The organism is Ruminococcus sp. YE71 (assembly GCF_900119155.1).
Lineage (GTDB): Bacteria > Bacillota > Clostridia > Oscillospirales > Ruminococcaceae > YE71.
This window is the reverse complement of sequence record NZ_FPIR01000008.1, coordinates 90,450-106,332: the sequence shown is the minus strand read 5'-3', so window position 1 is coordinate 106,332 and position 15,883 is coordinate 90,450. Positions and strand designations below refer to the sequence as shown.

Here is a 15,883-nt window from a genome sequence, read left to right as displayed (position 1 = left end):
CTTTGATAGACAGTAAGCATCAAATCTTCCGCACACCCTAAAAAGTCCAGACCCTGCTCGAATAAATTTCAGAACTTTATCAACATAGCACTCACCAAAAATGCACTCCAAAAAGTGAGTGCTATGGGAGTGCTATGTGAGTGCTACAGTCGAATTTTCACCGATTCTCACCAATTCACTGTATATAACAAAAGCCCCGAAACTTCGAGCTTCGGGGCGATTTTGCGTATGTTTCCCAAAGGGGAATTTTTATCTCTTGGATAAGAAATGTTAGCGCTTCGAGAACTGAGGAGCACGTCTTGCAGCCTTCAGACCGTACTTCTTTCTTTCCTTCATTCTGGGGTCTCTGGTGAGGAAGCCTTCCTTCTTGAGGGTAGGACGAAGCTCAGGATCGAACTGGAGCAGAGCACGGGAAAGACCGTGTCTGATAGCGCCTGCCTGACCGGTAACGCCGCCGCCGGAAACGGTAGCAACGATGTCGAACTTCTCGTTGGTGTTGGTTACGGCGAAGGGCTGACGAACGATGAGCTTGAGGGTCTCAAGACCGAAGTAATCGTCAATGTCTCTGCCGTTGATGGTGATCTTGCCGGTGCCTTCGAATACACGAACTCTTGCAACCGAGTGCTTTCTTCTGCCTGTGCCGTAGTAATACGGATTCTTGGATTCGTACATTTTAAATTACTCCTTTCCGATCAAAACTCATAAGGTACGGGCTTCTGTGCTGCATTGTCGTGCTCAGCACCCTTGTAAACTCTGAGTCTGGTAGCAGCCTTTCTGCCGAGAGTGGTGTTGGGGAGCATACCTGTAACAGCGATAGTCATAGCTCTGTCGGACTGCTCAGCCATCAGCTTGGAATACTGGATCTCCTTGAGACCGCCGATCCAACCGGTGTGCCACTTGTAGGTCTTAGCGTTCAGCTTGTTGCCGGTGAGGACTGCCTTGTCGCTGTTGATGATGATAACGTGATCACCGCAATCAGCGTGGGGAGCATAGGTAGGCTTGTGCTTGCCTCTGAGAATGTGTGCAGCCTTTGCAGCTACACGTCCGAGGGACTGCCCCTCAGCGTCGATAATATACCACTTGCGCTCGATGTCGCTTGCCTTGGGCATATAAGTTGACATAGTTTTTCCTCCTTTTTCCTATTGCACTTAGTGTGCATAAAACGTCTGTGTTAAACAACAATATATATTATAGCACATTTTTTGGATTTGTCAAGAGGTTTTTGAAAATATTTCAATATATATCCCTCATACTCTTTAAATCTCTCCTATTTTCTTCGATTCTCTCACTTTCTCGGTTTTCATTTCACTTTTGCAAAAGTGCTAAAACCGCACACTGCCGCATATTTTTATTATGAAAAACGGACAAACCATACTATATATAGGAGAGTGACTTATGCTTATTAAACGACTTCTTTCCGCTGCGGCAGCGGCAGTGATGTTTGTTCAGCCGATAGGAGAGCCTTCCGAACCCTTCCCCGAGAGCGATGCAGAGTGTGCGATAGTTGTTGAAATGCAGACCATGACCGTGCTCTATGAAAAGTCAGCCGACGAGCAGCGTCCGATGGGTCACATGGCAAAGCTGATGACCGTTCTCGCAGCTGCCGAGTGCCTTGAGAACGGCAGTATCTCGCTTGATGACGTGGCGATAACCTCCGCGAATGCCAACTCCGAGCAGGGTACTCAGATATGGCTTGAAGTCGGCGACAAGATAACCGTGGAAGAACTGCTGAAATCTATCATAATCGGCAACGCTAACGATGCCTGCGTCTGCCTTGCAGAGCACATCTCGGGAAGTGAGGAAAAGCATATCGAGCTGCTGAATTCGATGGCTTCACGTCTCGGGATGACCTCGACACACTTTGCAGACTGCACCGGAATGGACGAAAACACCACTTCGACAGCGAGAGACATCGCTGCTTTATGCTCGAATCTTGTAAAGTATAAAAACCTTACAGACTATTTTATAACGTGGATGGAAAATTTATCATGTAAAGATGTACAACTTGTCAATAATAACAGACTTGTGAGGTCTCACAAAGGGCTGACAGGCTTTAAAGTCTGTGCTTCGGAAAAGAATGGAGTGGGTGCTGCAATAGCGGCAAGTAAAGGAAATATGAGCATCTGCACAATCCTGCTCGGCTGCAAAGATATCGAAAGCTCAATATCTTACGCAAGCAAAATACTTGACAGTACCTTTGCAAATTTTTGCATTTTCAGACCCGAAATTAAGAAGGAAATCCCGAAGAAAATCAAGGTCATAAACGGCAGAAAACCCAAAGTCGGGATCAGACCCGACGACAGCAGGGGAGTCGTGACCGCTTCGGGTTTTGCAGCCGGCTCGGAGCCCATCGTCGAGCTCCCCGAAGATATACCTGCTCCTGTGAGAAAGGGACAAAAGCTCGGCACTCTGACCTACAAAAGCGGTGATACGACTCTTCTGACGATCGAATTGATCGCAGCCGAGACCGTAGAACGCACCGATCTTGCCTTCGCAGTCAGGCGTTCGTTGTTAAATTTGCTTAGTTTTGGAAGATAATATTGTTAAGAATCACCAAATGTTCAACCTTGCCCCGAAAACCCTTGAAATATCAAAAAAAATATTGTATAATTAAACTACAGGTAAAATAAATATAGGTTTATCTGTATATCAAAAAGGATCGCTGAAAGGAAAGATATTTCATGGCTGTTAAACTTAATTCGGAATACTTAAAGCCGTTTATCGCTGACTATGAGCTTGACCGCATCAAGCCTCTTGTTACTGCTGCACATGACCTTCTCGAATCGAGAAGCGGTGCAGGCTCTGATTTTCTCGGCTGGGTCGATCTCCCCGTAAACTATGACAAAGAGGAGTTCGCACGCATAAATGCTGCCGCAGAGCGCATCAAGAAGTCCTGCGATGTTTTCATCGTTATCGGTATCGGCGGCTCGTATCTCGGCGCAAGAGCTGTTATCGAGGCTCTCCGCTCGTCGATGTACAATAATCTGAAAAAAGATACCCCCGACATCTACTATGTCGGAAACAGCATCAACCCTGCTTATCTCAACGATATCCTCTCCATCTGTGAGGGTAAGGATATTTGCGTGAACGTTATCTCCAAGTCCGGTACCACTACCGAGCCTGCACTTGCGTTCCGTATCTTCAAGAAGCTCGTTGAGGATAAGTACGGCAAGGAAGAAGCTAAGAACCGCATCTTCGCTACCACTGACAAGGCTAAGGGCACTTTGAAGTCCCTGTCCGATACTGAGGGCTATGAGACATTCGTAGTTCCGGATGACGTTGGCGGACGTTTATCCGTACTCACCGCTGTTGGTCTGCTGCCGATCGCTGTTGCAGGCATCGACATCGACAAGCTGATGGCAGGCGCTGCAAACGCAAGAGCAGCATACGCTAAGAACGACGATAATGACTGCTACAAGTATGCAGCTCTCCGCAACATTCTTTATAATAAGGGCAAGAGCGTTGAGATGCTCATCAGCTACGATCCTTCGTTCGCTATGATGAACGAGTGGTTCAAGCAGCTGTACGGCGAGAGCGAGGGCAAGGATCAGAAGGGTATTTTCCCTGCATCCGCAGTATTCTCCACCGACCTCCACTCGCTGGGTCAGTTCATCCAGGACGGCAGCCGCATCATGTTCGAGACTGTTCTCAACATCAAGTCTCAGAGAAGCGACCTGTTCCTCCAGCCCGACGCTGAGAACCTCGACGGTCTGAACTTCCTGACCAACCAGAACATGAGCGTCGTTAATGAGAAGGCTTATCAGGGCACTATCCTCGCACATACCGAGGGCGGCGTTCCCAACCTCGTTCTCGAGCTTGACGCTGTTGACGAGGAGACCATCGGATGGCTCATCTACTTCTTCGAGAAGGCTTGCGCTATCTCCGGCTATATGCTCGGCGTAAATCCGTTCGATCAGCCCGGCGTTGAGAGCTACAAGAAGAATATGTTCGCTCTGCTCGGCAAGCCCGGATATGAGTCCATGAAGGCTGAGCTTGAGGCAAAGTTAAAGTAAAAGGCTTTAAGAGCGTTCGCGCTCTGAAAATATATGTCTATATGACAGATAGGAGTTTCAATTATGATCAATTTGATTCCCGGAAAAAAGGGCACAGGCAAGACCAAGATCCTTGTTGACGCTATAGTTAAGGCTTCCGAAGAGGCTACCGGTTACGTAGTATGCATCGAGAGAGGCATGAAGCTGACCTACGATATCCCCTCCAAGGTAAGACTCGTTGATGCTGAGGAGTTCGGTATCACCAGCTATGACGCTTTCTATGGTTTTGTTGCAGGTCTGCTCGCAGGCAACTACGATATCCAGCAGATCTATGTTGACGGCATCCTCCGCATCGGCGGCAGAGATTACGATGCTCTCGGCGCTATGCTTGAGAAGGTTTCTGTACTCGCTAAGGACGTTAAGCTCGTATTCACCGTATCGGCTGACACCGAAGAGCTGCCCGATAAGGTAAAGGCTTTCATCCACTGATCAGGCGGTTTTTAAAGAAATTGCAAAATTTCCGAAAAAATCACCAAAAAGGGCTTGACAAATCAGCCCTATTAGTTTATAATGTAATTTGTGATGTTTACGGGTGAACCTCCGTAGGCTTACATTTGGCGAAAGGAACGGGATCGGTTTATGATCTTACAGCTTAAACAGATCTTTGAGGGTCAGAAACAGCTCCTCGATTTCGATGCGGAAATATCCCTCGAAACTCTTGCGGAGCTTGAGCCTTACGATTCCTTTGCCGCGCCTGTTGCCGCAAAAGGCAGCGTTAAAGTCCGCGCAGGGGTCGTGACCCTTGATATGACTGTTACAGCGTCGCTTGAACAAATCTGCGACAGGTGCACCAAAGCGTTTGTAAGGGAATACAGATTCGAGGTATCGCATACTCTCGTGACCGCTCTCGATAACGAGGACGACGAGGGCTATGAGTACGATGACTATGTTGTCTGCCCCGATAAGACGCTTGATGTGAGCGAGCTTGCTCTGACAGATATGAAGCTCGGGCTGCCGACGAAGATCCTCTGCAAAGAGGACTGCAAAGGCTTGTGTCCCGTATGCGGAAAGGATCTAAATGAAGGAGCCTGCGAGCATAGTGAGAGTTTATGATATGACGGTAAGGAGGTGCCAAAATGGCAGTACCTAAGAGAAAGACTTCTAAGGCAAGACGTGACAAGAGACGTTCTAACGTCTGGAAGCTCGAAGCACCCGCCCTCAGCAGATGCACAAACTGCGGCGAGCTCACCTCGCCCCACAGAGTTTGCAAGAACTGCGGTTATTACAAGGGCGTAGAGGTCATCAGCAAGGAAAACTGATGATGCTCACCTCCGCTGACAGCGGAGCTTTTAGAAGCATTTAAGGTGTTTTCTACGGGCAGAGGAGGGTTTTCCTTCTCTGCCTTTCATTTTGCAAAAAGGAGCAGATCATGGCGGTCCAGATCACAGGCATCGACCCGAAAAGCCACGCAGAACGCGCGGGTCTGAAATCGGGAGATACACTCATTTCAATAAACGGGCACGAGATCGAGGATGTGCTCGATTATATGTTTTATGCCGCCGAAAACAGTACGGTCATTGTCTACGAACGTGAGGGCGAGCAGCATAAGACCCGTATCCGCAAGTCGGAATACGATGACTTAGGTATGCAGTTTGAGTCCTTTTTGATGGACAGAAAGCGCTCCTGCTCCAATAACTGCATCTTCTGTTTCATCGACCAGATGCCGCCGGGAATGCGTGAGACCCTCTATTTCAAGGACGATGACGCACGTCTGTCGTTTTTGCAGGGAAACTACGTGACCCTTACGAACCTCACCGATCGTGACGTTCAGCGCATAATCGACATGAGACTCAACATCAACGTTTCGGTCCACACGACCAATCCCGAACTGCGCTGCAAGATGATGCACAACCGATTTGCGGGCGACAAACTGCGGTACATCAAGATGATCGCTGACAGCGGACTTATGCTCAATTGCCAGATCGTCTGCTGCCCCGGTTACAACGACGGCGATGAACTTCGCCGCACGCTGAACGACCTCTATTCGCTGATGCCGCATATCCAGTCGGTGGCGATCGTTCCTGTCGGTGTGACAAAGTTCCGCGAGGGACTGCCGCATCTCGACATCTTCGATTCAAAGGGCGCGGGCGAGGTCATCGACATCATCGGCGAGGTGCAGGAAAAATGCTTAGCCGAGTTCGGCACAAAGATGGCTTTTGCCGCCGATGAATTTTACCTGACGGCAGGCAGACCGCTACCCGAGGGCGAGTTTTACGAGGATTACCCCCAGTACGAAAACGGCGTCGGACTGTGCCGTTCACTGATCGACGAGGTTCATTCGGCTATCGAAATGGCCGAGTATGACGGCGGAAAACGCAAGGTCACGATCGCCTGCGGAACTGCTGTCGCCCCCGTTCAGCGCTCGCTTGCCGAGGACATCATGGCGGCATTCCCGGATGTGACCGTGCAGGTCGTACCGATCCTAAACCGCTTTTTCGGCGAGACAATAACCGTCACAGGTCTGATTACGGCAGGCGACCTGATCGATCAGCTGAAGCCCCTCGATCTCGGCGACGAACTTCTGATCTCGAAGGCGATGCTCAAGGCTGACGAGCCGATCTTCCTCGACGACAAGCATATCGACGACGTGATATCCGCGCTGAATGTCAAGGTGACTCCCGTCGCGAACGACGGCTTTGAGTACCTCGACGCGGTGCTTGGAATCGAATGGTGAGGTGACGCTGATGCCCGACGAACTGGTGATCTACGGTTTTATGGCGCTTATGGCGGCGGTCGGCATATTCTTTCTGATGCTCAGCCGCTTCTACGCGGGCGGCTACAAGCGGAAGTACCCCCTCGAAGCACAGGCAAAGGTCGTGAAGATACTCGGTTCGAGCCGACATTCGCCGACCATTTACCTCGAAGCGTTCCTCGACGGAAAGCAGGAAACTCTCATTATCGAATGTGTTTCGGGAAAGCCGGGATATGTTCCGAATGTCGGTGATACGGTGACTGTTTATGTCCATGCCGACCCCGAAAAGCGCAGGAACGTACTCGGAAACGAGTCCACACGTCCCTGCGTCTGCGCCGAGACGTCACGTTCGAGTGCCTTGTTCGACGGGATATTCGGAGCCTGTTTCCTCGGCGGAGCTATCCTCGGCGCGGTGATGTACACCTTTGGTGACTGAAGATAATTTATCGATCTCGGCGATATGATATTTCAAGACATTTTTCTTATAAGTACAAAAAACGGATAGGAGATGATACCTATGGCTATGCCTTTGGTTGCGGTAGTCGGCAGACCTAACGTGGGAAAGTCCACGCTTTTCAATAAGCTCATCGGTCAGCGTCTCTCGATAGTCGAGGACACGCCCGGCGTTACCCGTGACAGAATATATTCAAAGTGCGAGTGGCTCGGACATGAGTTCATGCTCGTAGATACGGGCGGTATCGAGCCCGATTCTCAGGATGTTATCCTCTCTCAGATGCGCCGTCAGGCTGAGCTTGCGATAACCCGTGCTGACGTAATAATCCTCGTGACCGACCTCACCTGCGGCGTGACTGCCACAGACGAGGAAGTTGCGGCTATGCTCAGACGTTCCAACAAGCCGATAATTCTTTGCGTGAACAAGTGCGATTCTATCGGCGAACCCCCTGCCGAGTTCTACGAATTCTACAACCTCGGATGCGGCGACCCGATAGCGGTGTCCTCTGTACACGGACACGGCACAGGCGACCTGCTTGACGAAGTTCTGAAAAACCTCCCCGAGGGCGAGGAAGAGGACTACGGCGAGGACGTCGTAAAGGTCGCGGTTATAGGCAAGCCTAACGTGGGCAAGTCCTCGATAATCAACCGTCTTTGCGGCGAGGAGCGCGTTATCGTCTCCGACATCGCAGGCACTACCCGCGACGCTACCGATACCTACGTCGAGAACGAGCAGGGCAAGTTCGTGTTCATCGACACGGCAGGCATCCGCAAGAAGTCGAAAGTCCTCGAAAGCATCGAGCGTTACAGCGTTCTGAGGTCGTATATGGCAGTCGACCGCGCCGATGTTGCGGTCATCGTCATCGACGCATCTGTCGGATTTACCGAGCAGGACTCGAAGGTGGCAGGTTACGCCCACGAGAAGGGCAAGGCTTGCGTTGTAGCCGTCAACAAGTGGGACGCTATCGAGAAGGATACCAACACGATGAACGAGTTCAAAAAGAAGCTCGAAGTTGATTTCAGCTTCATGAGCTATGTTCCGTTCGTGTTTGTGTCGGCCAAAAACGGCACCCGCATGGATAAACTTCTTGAGCAGATAAACTACACCGCTCATCAGAACGCAGTCCGCATCCCGACGGGCAGACTCAACGACGTGCTCGCCTACGCGACGGCGCGTGTTCAGCCGCCTTCTGACAAGGGCAGACGTCTGAAGATATACTACATGACGCAGGCATCGACCAAGCCGCCTACGTTCGTAGCGTTCGTCAACCGTGCGGAACTGTTCCATTTTTCGTACAGAAGATACATTGAGAACCAGATACGCGAGACCTTCGGGCTCGACGGCACGCCCATTGTGCTGATGGTGCGCGAGCGTGACCGCGACGATGTAAAGGCATGATGATATGAAAGAAGCTGAGGATTTTTATCCCGATGTCTGAGCACCGCGCTCGGAAACAGCAATGAAAAGCAATTATTGGAGGATTGAAGTTGACATGAAGTATGCTCTGTGTTTGATAATAACAGCATTACTTTCGTATTTATGTGGCAGTCTGAACTCGGCGATAATCGCGGTTCGGGTGTTGAAAGGTGAAGACATCCGCGAAAAGGGAAGCGGAAACGCAGGTCTGACCAATGTTATCCGCGTCTACGGCAAGGGTCTCGGCATCGTGACGCTGCTGGGCGACCTGTTCAAGGGCGTTCTTGCAGTCGTTGCGGCAAGGCTTATCGTTACGAATCTTGTGGGCGTGACCTTTTTCGGCGGTGACCAGATATTCATCGGCTATATCGCGGGTCTGTTCACGATAATCGGGCATATGTTCCCGCTGTACTACGGTTTCCACGGCGGCAAGGGAGTGCTGCTTGCGGCGACAACGCTTATCGCAATGGATCCTCTGACCTGCGCCGTTTCGCTTGCGGTATTTTTCCTGCTGATCGGCATCACAAAATACGTTTCTGTCGGTTCGATCTGTGCGGCGATAACATACCCCGTGTTCACGCTTATCTATCAGAGCATCAACGCGGATAAGTTCCCTGGGCACATCGCGAATTTCCTTGTAGCGGCGGTAATAGGCTTCATGATCGTGTATATGCACAAACCGAACATCGAGCGCCTTCGTGCAGGCACCGAAAATAAGATCGGACAGAAAAAGAAAGCCGAACAGTCTGAGGAAAACTGAATGAGGTACGTTATGGTTTACAAAAGGATCATTAGTATTGTTCTGGCTCTTGTGATCGGAGCTGTTATGTGCGGCTGTTCGGAAGAGACACTTCGTGCAAGATCGGTCGATGAGATCAAGGATTATCTTGTACAGAATGATTATTATAACGAAAAGACTTTCGCCGTCAATTCGACGCAGGATTTCAGCTCTTTCGGCGGAGTGATGAATAATGACTGGACTATCTTTTTCTTTGATTACGGTGAGGATCAGGAAGCTGCCGATAAGATGATCGAGCTGATGCTGTCGGGCATAACGCTGACGAACGAAGAGCACAAGGCAAACTATGTCATCTACGAATACGACTCAGACCCTAATTACACTTTGTTTGTCCGTATCAATAATACTTTTCTTCAGGTCTACGGCCCTAAAGAATCGAAAAAACAGATCAGAGAACTGGCCGAAAACCTTGGCTACTATAAGTAATGATATTCGGGGTTTGTGTTCTGGGCTGAGGTTTAACCGGGGGAAACCTTTCTGAAGAAAGGTTCTCCCCTTGCCGTGCGTAGCTAAGGCGGCCCCCATTCCAAAGACTTTTAATATGTCGTCAGATAGATGTGTTCGGTAAGATAGACTCTCGCCGCTTTTTGCACTCATGAACGTCTTTTTGGCAAGGGGCAAGCTATATAGCAGAAGAATCATAATCTTTCTGACCTGCACAAATTAATGAAGAAATACCCACAAGCCAAAAAGTATCAAAAGTTTTAGTGAGGGGGTTTGGGGGAAGACCCGCACTAAACCCCCGCAAATTCTGATTTAGTGCAGGAACACTTTCTGTAAAAAAGAGAAATATAACACGAACGGAGGAGTATCAATTATGGCAAAGATCATCATTTTAGGTTCGGGCGGCTTCGGACTGTCTATCGCGATCATGTGTGCGAATGCAGGGCATGATGTTACTGTGTGGTCGAAATTCCGTGACGAGATCGAAGCGATCGAGCGTACAGGAGAACTCAAGGCAAAGCTCCCCGGGTGCAAAGTGCCTAAGTCTGTAAAGCTCACCACCGACATCTCCGATGCAAAGGGCAAGGAGCTCGTTATCCTTGGCATCCCTACTGCTTTCTGCCGCAGTGTGTGCGAGGAAGCTGTTCAGTTCATCGATCCCGAATCGGTCGTTGTGAACACCGCAAAGGGTCTGGAGAACGGCACCCTAAAAACCATGAGCGTGGTCACCAAGGAGAGTATGCCGAACAACCGCGTGGCTATCCTGACAGGACCTTCCCACGCTGAGGAGCTTGCAAGAGGTATCCCGACGACCGTCACCGTTGCTTCCGATGACATCGAGGTGTCGAGGTATGTTCAGCAGACGCTCACCAGCGCGAATTTCCGCATCTATTCCAACACCGACGTGCTTGGCTGTGAGCTGGGCGGTTCGCTCAAGAATGTTATCGCCCTTGCGGCAGGTGTATGCGACGGTCTCGGACTCGGCGACAACACCAAGGCTGCGCTTATGACCAGAGGCATCCGCGAGATAGCCGCTGTCGGCGAAGCTATGGGCGCTGACCCCGCAACTTTTGCGGGACTCAGCGGTATCGGCGACCTTATCGTTACCTGCTGCTCGATGCACAGCCGCAACAGACGCGCAGGCATACTCATCGGTCAGGGCGTTTCCCCCGACGAAGCAGTTGAGCGCGTAGGCACTGTTGAGGGCTACGGCTGTACCAGAAATGCTTACGAGCTTTCGAGAAAGCTCGGCGTCGAGATGCCTATCACCGAACAGCTCTATTCCATCCTGTTCGAGGGAAGAGCTGCCTCTGATTCCATCAGGGCACTCATGGGCAGACCGTCGAAAAACGAGACCGAAAAGGAATTCCTCGGATGATTATCGGCAGACCTGTTATGCAGGTCTGCTTTTTTCATGAAATTTTCGGGAAAATTCTGAAAAGCCCTTTACAATCGAGGGAAAATATTGTATAATTTATAAGAAGATGTTTTATGAAACTTGTGTAATGTTAAATGTTAAGGAGTGTGTTTGATTTATGGAACCCAAATACAAGAGAATACTTCTGAAGCTCAGCGGTGAAGCCCTCGCAGGTGAGAAAAAGACCGGTCTTGACTACGACATCATCAATGTGCTCGCACAGTCTGTCAAGAAGTGCGTAGATGCAGGCGTTCAGGTCGGCATCGTCGTAGGCGGAGGAAACTTCTGGAGAGGCAGATCCAGCGGCGCTATGGACAGAACAAGAGCCGACCATATCGGTATGCTCGCTACCGCGATGAATGCACTTGCCGTTGCTGACGGTATGGAGCACTGCGGCATCGAAGTAAGAGTTCAGACCGCTATCTCCATGCCCCAGGTCGCTGAGCCGTATATCCGCAATAAGGCTGAGCGCCACTTTGAAAAGGGCAGAGTAGTCATCTTCGGCTGCGGAACAGGCAACCCCTTCTTCTCGACCGATACTGCCGCCGCACTCAGAGCAGCCGAGATCGAAGCCGACATCATTTTCAAGGCTACGATGGTAGACGGCGTTTACGACAAGGATCCTCACAAGTTCGACGACGCTGTGAAGTACGACGAACTCACTTTTGCAGACGTTCTCGCAAAGGACCTCAAGGTCATGGATTCCACTGCTGCTGCTATGTGCAAGGATAACAATCTGCCGATCCTTGTATTTGATATCGCACGTCCCGACAATATCTTTGATGCCTGCATGGGCGAGAATGTCGGAACTATCGTAAAATAAACACTGCCCGAATAATATATCAGAAAGAAGGATAAACTATATGAATACCATTATCGATACCGCCAAGACTAAAATGAAGAAGTCCATCAACCATCTGCTCGACGATTTCGCAGCTATCAGAGCAGGCAGAGCTAACCCTGCCGTTCTCGACAAGGTCAAGATCGACTACTACGGTGCTCCCACTCCGATCTCGCAGGTTGCTGCTGTTTCCGTAAGCGAGGCGAGAATACTCGTTATCACTCCCTGGGATAAGTCCACCCTCAAGATGATCGAGAAGGCTATTCAGGCTTCCGACGTGGGCATCAACCCCCAGAACGACGGTCAGGTGCTCCGCCTTATCTTCCCGCAGCTCACCGAGGACAGACGTAAGGAGATCGTTAAGGAGATCAAGAAGATGGGCGAGGACTGCAAGGTCTCCGTTCGTTCCATCAGACGTGACGCTATCGATAAGATCAAGGCTATGAAGAAAAACGGCGATATCACCGAGGACGATCAGAAGCAGGGCGAGGAGAAGATCCAGAAGATCACCGACAAGAGCGTTAAGGAGATCGACGATTACGTTGCAGAAAAGGAGAAGGAGATCCTCTCCATCTGACCGAAAGGAATCACGTAAATAATGGCTTTTAAAGATAATAAGCCTCTTCTGCCCGAGGGAACGAACGTTCCTGTCCATATCGGCGTAATCATGGACGGCAACGGCAGATGGGCGAAAAAGCGCGGACTGCCGAGAAAGCTCGGTCACAGAGAAGGCGCTCAGACTTTCCGTACCATAACAAGGCACGCGAAAAAACTCGGCGTGAAATACTTCACTGTGTATGCGTTCTCGACGGAGAACTGGCGCAGACCTGCCGACGAGGTCGAAGCTCTGATGGATCTTTTCGAGAAGTACCTCGATGAGGTGCGCGACTTTATCGAAGAGAATATCCGCATCTGCTTCATCGGCGACCGTTCGATGCTCAGACCCGTGTTGCAGCAGAAGATGAAGAGCGTTGAGGAGGATTCGAGAGATTTCTCCGCCATGACTCTTCTTATTGCGATAAACTACGGCGGCAGGGACGAGATCGTTCACGCGGCACGCAGGCTCGCAGAGGATGTCAGGGCAGGAAAGATCTCGCCCGAGGATATCGACGAGCAGGCGATAAACAACAGGCTCTATACAGCTGAGATGGACGGCGACATCGCTCCCGATGTTGACCTTATAATCCGTCCCAGCGGCGAACAGAGACTCTCCAATTTCATGATCTGGCAGGCGGCGTATGCCGAGTATTACTTCACCAATATACTCTGGCCTGATTTCAAACCTGCTGACCTTGAAAAAGCGGTCATCGCATACAGCGACAGAAACCGCAGGTTCGGTTCTGTTTAAGAGCTTTAAAAGGAATGATTAGTTAGATGAAAACAAGGATAATATCGGCTCTCGTAGCTCTTGTTATCGCGATAGTCGTATTGATACTTGCGAATACGCCTGTGCTTGACTTAGTTCTCGCTGGGCTTTCGGTAGGTGCGCTTTATGAGCTGTTCAAGGCTATGGGGCTGGTAAAGTATATGCCCGAATGCTGTGTGTGCTTCGGTTATTCGGCTCTTGACATCATGATTGGCATGGTACACAGACAGGGCGTGCTCGATTGTCTCAATACGGGGCTGTTCGGGTTCTTCGCAGTGATGGCGCTTCTGCTGCTGTACCTCAAGAATCATGACAACTATAATTACTCGATACCATTCACATTTCTGGGACTGACGCTGGGCGTGACATATTCGTTCGCCTGCTTGCAGCGTATGCCGATGGATTTCCCGAAGTTCGGCGTGTTCGCTATCGTGCTGACGCTTGCAGGCGCATGGCTGGCGGATTCGGGCGCGTACTTCGCAGGTACGTTCTTCGGCAAGCACAAGCTGTGTCCCGTCATCAGCCCGAAAAAGACCGTTGAGGGTCTCATAGGCGGAACGGTCTGCAACGGCGTGTTCCTGCTGGCTATCGCAGGTGTCTACGGGGCTCTCATCAACAAGGATGTCCATGTGAACCTTATCGCGGTGTTTATCGCAGGAATGCTTTGCTCGCTGATAGGACTTGTGGGCGACCTGGGCGCATCGGTGATAAAGCGTCAGGCAGGGATAAAGGATTACGGCAGGATAATGCCAGGTCACGGCGGTATCATGGACAGATTTGACAGCGTTCTGACGGTAACTCCGTTCATGTACTGGATGTTCAGCTGTGGTCTGCTCGTGACAAAATAAACAACAAAAGGCTTTATGTACGCATGAAGCCTTTTTAGTGCTTTATATAGGAGGTCATTTCAGATGGCATCAAGCAGTGAATACCTCGGGTTTGTACTCGAACAGCTGTCCGAAGCAGGCGAAATTTCCCATCGTGCTATGATGGGCGAATATATCATCTACTGCCGAGGAAAGGTAATCGGCGGGATCTACGACAACAGATTCCTGATAAAACCCACTCCGTCGGCAAAACGGCTGATGCCCGATGCAAAATCTGAGCTTCCATATGAGGGTGCGAAGGAGATGCTCCTTGTGAAGGAGATGGACGACAGGGCTTTTCTCAGCGAGCTTGTGAATGCCGTTGCCGATGAAGTGCCCGAACGCAAAAAAAGAAAATGACATACAGGAGATAATCATGCAGACAATTACGATACTCGGCTCAACGGGTTCGATAGGAACTCAGGCATTAGAGGTTGCCGAGAAGCATAACATAAAAATAAAGGCGCTCGCGGCTCACTCAAATGTCGGACTGCTTGCCGAACAGGTGAAGAAAACAGGCGCGGAGTATGCCTGCATCTACGATGAGACAAAACTGCCGCAGCTCGAAAAGGAGCTTGAAGGCTGCAAGGTCACTCTGCTGACAGGCGGCGAGGGTCTGAAGACCATCGCGCGTCTTGACGGCGTGGATAAGATGCTCAACTCGGTGGTGGGCATGGTTGGTCTTGAACCGACTCTGGCGGCTATCGAAGCAGGCACGGACATAGCTCTTGCGAATAAGGAAACGCTCGTTGCAGGCGGCGACCTCGTCATGAAACGGGCTGCCGAAAAGGGCGTGAAGATTTATCCCGTTGACAGCGAGCATTCGGCGATCTTCCAGTGCTTGCAGGGCAACAAGCGCGAACAGCTCGACAAGATCATACTTACGGCTTCGGGCGGCCCTTTCTACGGGAAAAAGCGCTCGGAGCTTGCCGATGTCACGGTCGCACAGGCTCTCAATCACCCGAACTGGAGCATGGGAAGCAAGATCACCATCGACTCGGCGACGCTCATGAACAAGGGTCTGGAATTCATCGAGGCGATGCACCTGTTCGCGCTCACCCCCGACCAGATCGAAGTGGTCGTTCACCGTCAGAGCGTCGTGCATTCGGCAGTGCAGTATAAGGATTTCTCGGTGATCGCGCAGATGGGCGTTCCCGACATGAAAATACCGATACAGTACGCGCTGCTCTATCCCGACCGTTTCGATTGCCCGACAAAGCCGCTCAGTCTGACCGATTACGGTATGCTGACCTTTGAAAAGCCCGACTACGAGACATTCGACTGCCTGACAGCCTGCATAAGCGCGATAACCGAGGGCGGAATCATGCCCGCTGTCGCAAATGCGGCAAACGAAGTCGCGGTCAGGGCGTTCCTTGACGGAAAGATCGGTTTCCTGAGGATAGGCGAGCTTGTGAAGCACGCTATCTCGACGGTCGGGAACCGCCCCTGCGACAGCCTTGAAGCTGTTCTTGAAGCTGACAGCGAAGCCCGCGCACTGACCTGTGAACTGATAGGCGGGTAACTGACCAAAGGAGA

19 protein-coding genes are annotated in these 15,883 nt (G+C 50.7%); 17 read left to right on the top strand and 2 right to left on the bottom strand.

The features are described from left to right. Positions 1-270: 270 nt before the first annotated feature. Together rpsI and rplM are read right to left on the bottom strand one after the other, a co-directional pair. Positions 271-672 (bottom strand): 30S ribosomal protein S9, encoded by a 402-nt coding sequence (gene rpsI, locus BT142_RS09335; RefSeq protein ID WP_072417927.1) that lies wholly within the window; start codon positions 670-672, stop codon positions 271-273. A 20-nt stretch (positions 673-692) separates the two neighbouring features. Next, positions 693-1,121: a 50S ribosomal protein L13 gene (rplM, locus tag BT142_RS09330; RefSeq protein ID WP_072417926.1), complete on the bottom strand. Its 429-nt coding sequence runs from the start codon at positions 1,119-1,121 to the stop codon at positions 693-695. A 274-nt stretch (positions 1,122-1,395) separates the two neighbouring features. On the opposite strand from rplM, the gene BT142_RS09325 reads away from it, so the two are divergent. The 17 genes from BT142_RS09325 to BT142_RS09245 all read left to right on the top strand — a co-directional run bounded on the left by BT142_RS09325 (position 1,396) and on the right by BT142_RS09245 (position 15,869). Then, complete coding sequence (locus tag BT142_RS09325) at positions 1,396-2,538, top strand: D-alanyl-D-alanine carboxypeptidase family protein (RefSeq protein WP_072417925.1); 1,143 nt, start codon at positions 1,396-1,398, stop codon at positions 2,536-2,538. Between the two features lie 143 nt (positions 2,539-2,681). Next, positions 2,682-4,013 (top strand): glucose-6-phosphate isomerase, encoded by a 1,332-nt coding sequence (locus BT142_RS09320; protein ID WP_072417924.1) that lies wholly within the window; start codon positions 2,682-2,684, stop codon positions 4,011-4,013. 63 nt (positions 4,014-4,076) lie between these two features. Further along, positions 4,077-4,481, top strand: coding sequence for a hypothetical protein (locus BT142_RS09315; RefSeq protein WP_072417923.1), 405 nt, complete (start codon positions 4,077-4,079; stop codon positions 4,479-4,481). A gap of 150 nt (positions 4,482-4,631) precedes the next feature. After that, positions 4,632-5,105: a YceD family protein gene (locus BT142_RS09310; RefSeq protein ID WP_072417922.1), complete on the top strand. Its 474-nt coding sequence runs from the start codon at positions 4,632-4,634 to the stop codon at positions 5,103-5,105. A 23-nt stretch (positions 5,106-5,128) separates the two neighbouring features. Then, the gene (gene rpmF, locus BT142_RS09305; protein ID WP_072417921.1) at positions 5,129-5,311 is read left to right on the top strand and encodes a 50S ribosomal protein L32; all 183 of its coding nucleotides are present in this window, start codon (positions 5,129-5,131) and stop codon (positions 5,309-5,311) included. Positions 5,312-5,421: 110 nt separating this feature from the next. Beyond that, positions 5,422-6,726, top strand: coding sequence for a DUF512 domain-containing protein (locus tag BT142_RS09300; protein ID WP_072417920.1), 1,305 nt, complete (start codon positions 5,422-5,424; stop codon positions 6,724-6,726). Next, the gene (locus BT142_RS09295) at positions 6,710-7,180 is read left to right on the top strand and encodes a hypothetical protein (RefSeq protein ID WP_139182209.1); all 471 of its coding nucleotides are present in this window, start codon (positions 6,710-6,712) and stop codon (positions 7,178-7,180) included. Before BT142_RS09300 ends, BT142_RS09295 begins: the two co-directional genes overlap by 17 nt. An 81-nt stretch (positions 7,181-7,261) precedes the next feature. Next, positions 7,262-8,596, top strand: coding sequence for a ribosome biogenesis GTPase Der (gene der / locus BT142_RS09290; RefSeq protein ID WP_072417918.1), 1,335 nt, complete (start codon positions 7,262-7,264; stop codon positions 8,594-8,596). Positions 8,597-8,657: 61 nt separating this feature from the next. Then, the gene (gene plsY, locus BT142_RS09285) at positions 8,658-9,374 is read left to right on the top strand and encodes a glycerol-3-phosphate 1-O-acyltransferase PlsY (RefSeq protein ID WP_347497650.1); all 717 of its coding nucleotides are present in this window, start codon (positions 8,658-8,660) and stop codon (positions 9,372-9,374) included. A 12-nt stretch (positions 9,375-9,386) separates the two neighbouring features. Beyond that, positions 9,387-9,839: a hypothetical protein gene (locus BT142_RS09280; RefSeq protein WP_139182210.1), complete on the top strand. Its 453-nt coding sequence runs from the start codon at positions 9,387-9,389 to the stop codon at positions 9,837-9,839. A gap of 391 nt (positions 9,840-10,230) precedes the next feature. Next, positions 10,231-11,235 carry an NAD(P)H-dependent glycerol-3-phosphate dehydrogenase gene (locus BT142_RS09275; RefSeq protein ID WP_072417915.1) on the top strand — a complete coding sequence of 335 codons (1,005 nt, stop codon included), beginning with the start codon at positions 10,231-10,233 and terminating at the stop codon, positions 11,233-11,235. A gap of 157 nt (positions 11,236-11,392) precedes the next feature. Then, positions 11,393-12,097: a UMP kinase gene (gene pyrH, locus BT142_RS09270; RefSeq protein WP_072417914.1), complete on the top strand. Its 705-nt coding sequence runs from the start codon at positions 11,393-11,395 to the stop codon at positions 12,095-12,097. 40 nt (positions 12,098-12,137) lie between these two features. After that, positions 12,138-12,692 (top strand): ribosome recycling factor, encoded by a 555-nt coding sequence (gene frr / locus BT142_RS09265; RefSeq protein WP_072417913.1) that lies wholly within the window; start codon positions 12,138-12,140, stop codon positions 12,690-12,692. A gap of 21 nt (positions 12,693-12,713) precedes the next feature. Next, positions 12,714-13,463 (top strand): isoprenyl transferase, encoded by a 750-nt coding sequence (locus BT142_RS09260; protein ID WP_072417912.1) that lies wholly within the window; start codon positions 12,714-12,716, stop codon positions 13,461-13,463. 26 nt (positions 13,464-13,489) lie between these two features. Then, entirely contained in the window at positions 13,490-14,329 is an 840-nt protein-coding gene (locus tag BT142_RS09255) for a phosphatidate cytidylyltransferase (RefSeq protein WP_072417911.1), read from the top strand. Positions 14,330-14,392: 63 nt separating this feature from the next. Beyond that, a complete protein-coding gene (locus tag BT142_RS09250; protein ID WP_072417910.1) occupies positions 14,393-14,707 on the top strand; it encodes a TfoX/Sxy family protein in 315 nt (104 codons plus the stop codon). Between the two features lie 16 nt (positions 14,708-14,723). Further along, a complete protein-coding gene (locus BT142_RS09245) occupies positions 14,724-15,869 on the top strand; it encodes a 1-deoxy-D-xylulose-5-phosphate reductoisomerase (protein WP_092983143.1) in 1,146 nt (381 codons plus the stop codon). Positions 15,870-15,883: the final 14 nt, after the last annotated feature.

Bases quoted from the DNA above. Each gene is read 5' to 3' on its own strand.
- rpsI (WP_072417927.1), bottom strand. From the start codon at position 672: ATGTACGAATCCAAGAATCCGTATTACTACGGCACAGGCAGAAGAAAG.
- rplM (WP_072417926.1), bottom strand. From the start codon at position 1,121: ATGTCAACTTATATGCCCAAGGCAAGCGACATCGAGCGCAAGTGGTAT.
- BT142_RS09325 (WP_072417925.1), top strand. From the start codon at position 1,396: ATGCTTATTAAACGACTTCTTTCCGCTGCGGCAGCGGCAGTGATGTTT.
- BT142_RS09320 (WP_072417924.1), top strand. From the start codon at position 2,682: ATGGCTGTTAAACTTAATTCGGAATACTTAAAGCCGTTTATCGCTGAC.
- BT142_RS09315 (WP_072417923.1), top strand. From the start codon at position 4,077: ATGATCAATTTGATTCCCGGAAAAAAGGGCACAGGCAAGACCAAGATC.
- BT142_RS09310 (WP_072417922.1), top strand. From the start codon at position 4,632: ATGATCTTACAGCTTAAACAGATCTTTGAGGGTCAGAAACAGCTCCTC.
- rpmF (WP_072417921.1), top strand. From the start codon at position 5,129: ATGGCAGTACCTAAGAGAAAGACTTCTAAGGCAAGACGTGACAAGAGA.
- BT142_RS09300 (WP_072417920.1), top strand. From the start codon at position 5,422: ATGGCGGTCCAGATCACAGGCATCGACCCGAAAAGCCACGCAGAACGC.
- der (WP_072417918.1), top strand. From the start codon at position 7,262: ATGGCTATGCCTTTGGTTGCGGTAGTCGGCAGACCTAACGTGGGAAAG.
- plsY (WP_347497650.1), top strand. From the start codon at position 8,658: ATGAAAAGCAATTATTGGAGGATTGAAGTTGACATGAAGTATGCTCTG.
- BT142_RS09280 (WP_139182210.1), top strand. From the start codon at position 9,387: ATGGTTTACAAAAGGATCATTAGTATTGTTCTGGCTCTTGTGATCGGA.
- BT142_RS09275 (WP_072417915.1), top strand. From the start codon at position 10,231: ATGGCAAAGATCATCATTTTAGGTTCGGGCGGCTTCGGACTGTCTATC.
- pyrH (WP_072417914.1), top strand. From the start codon at position 11,393: ATGGAACCCAAATACAAGAGAATACTTCTGAAGCTCAGCGGTGAAGCC.
- frr (WP_072417913.1), top strand. From the start codon at position 12,138: ATGAATACCATTATCGATACCGCCAAGACTAAAATGAAGAAGTCCATC.
- BT142_RS09260 (WP_072417912.1), top strand. From the start codon at position 12,714: ATGGCTTTTAAAGATAATAAGCCTCTTCTGCCCGAGGGAACGAACGTT.
- BT142_RS09255 (WP_072417911.1), top strand. From the start codon at position 13,490: ATGAAAACAAGGATAATATCGGCTCTCGTAGCTCTTGTTATCGCGATA.
- BT142_RS09250 (WP_072417910.1), top strand. From the start codon at position 14,393: ATGGCATCAAGCAGTGAATACCTCGGGTTTGTACTCGAACAGCTGTCC.
- BT142_RS09245 (WP_092983143.1), top strand. From the start codon at position 14,724: ATGCAGACAATTACGATACTCGGCTCAACGGGTTCGATAGGAACTCAG.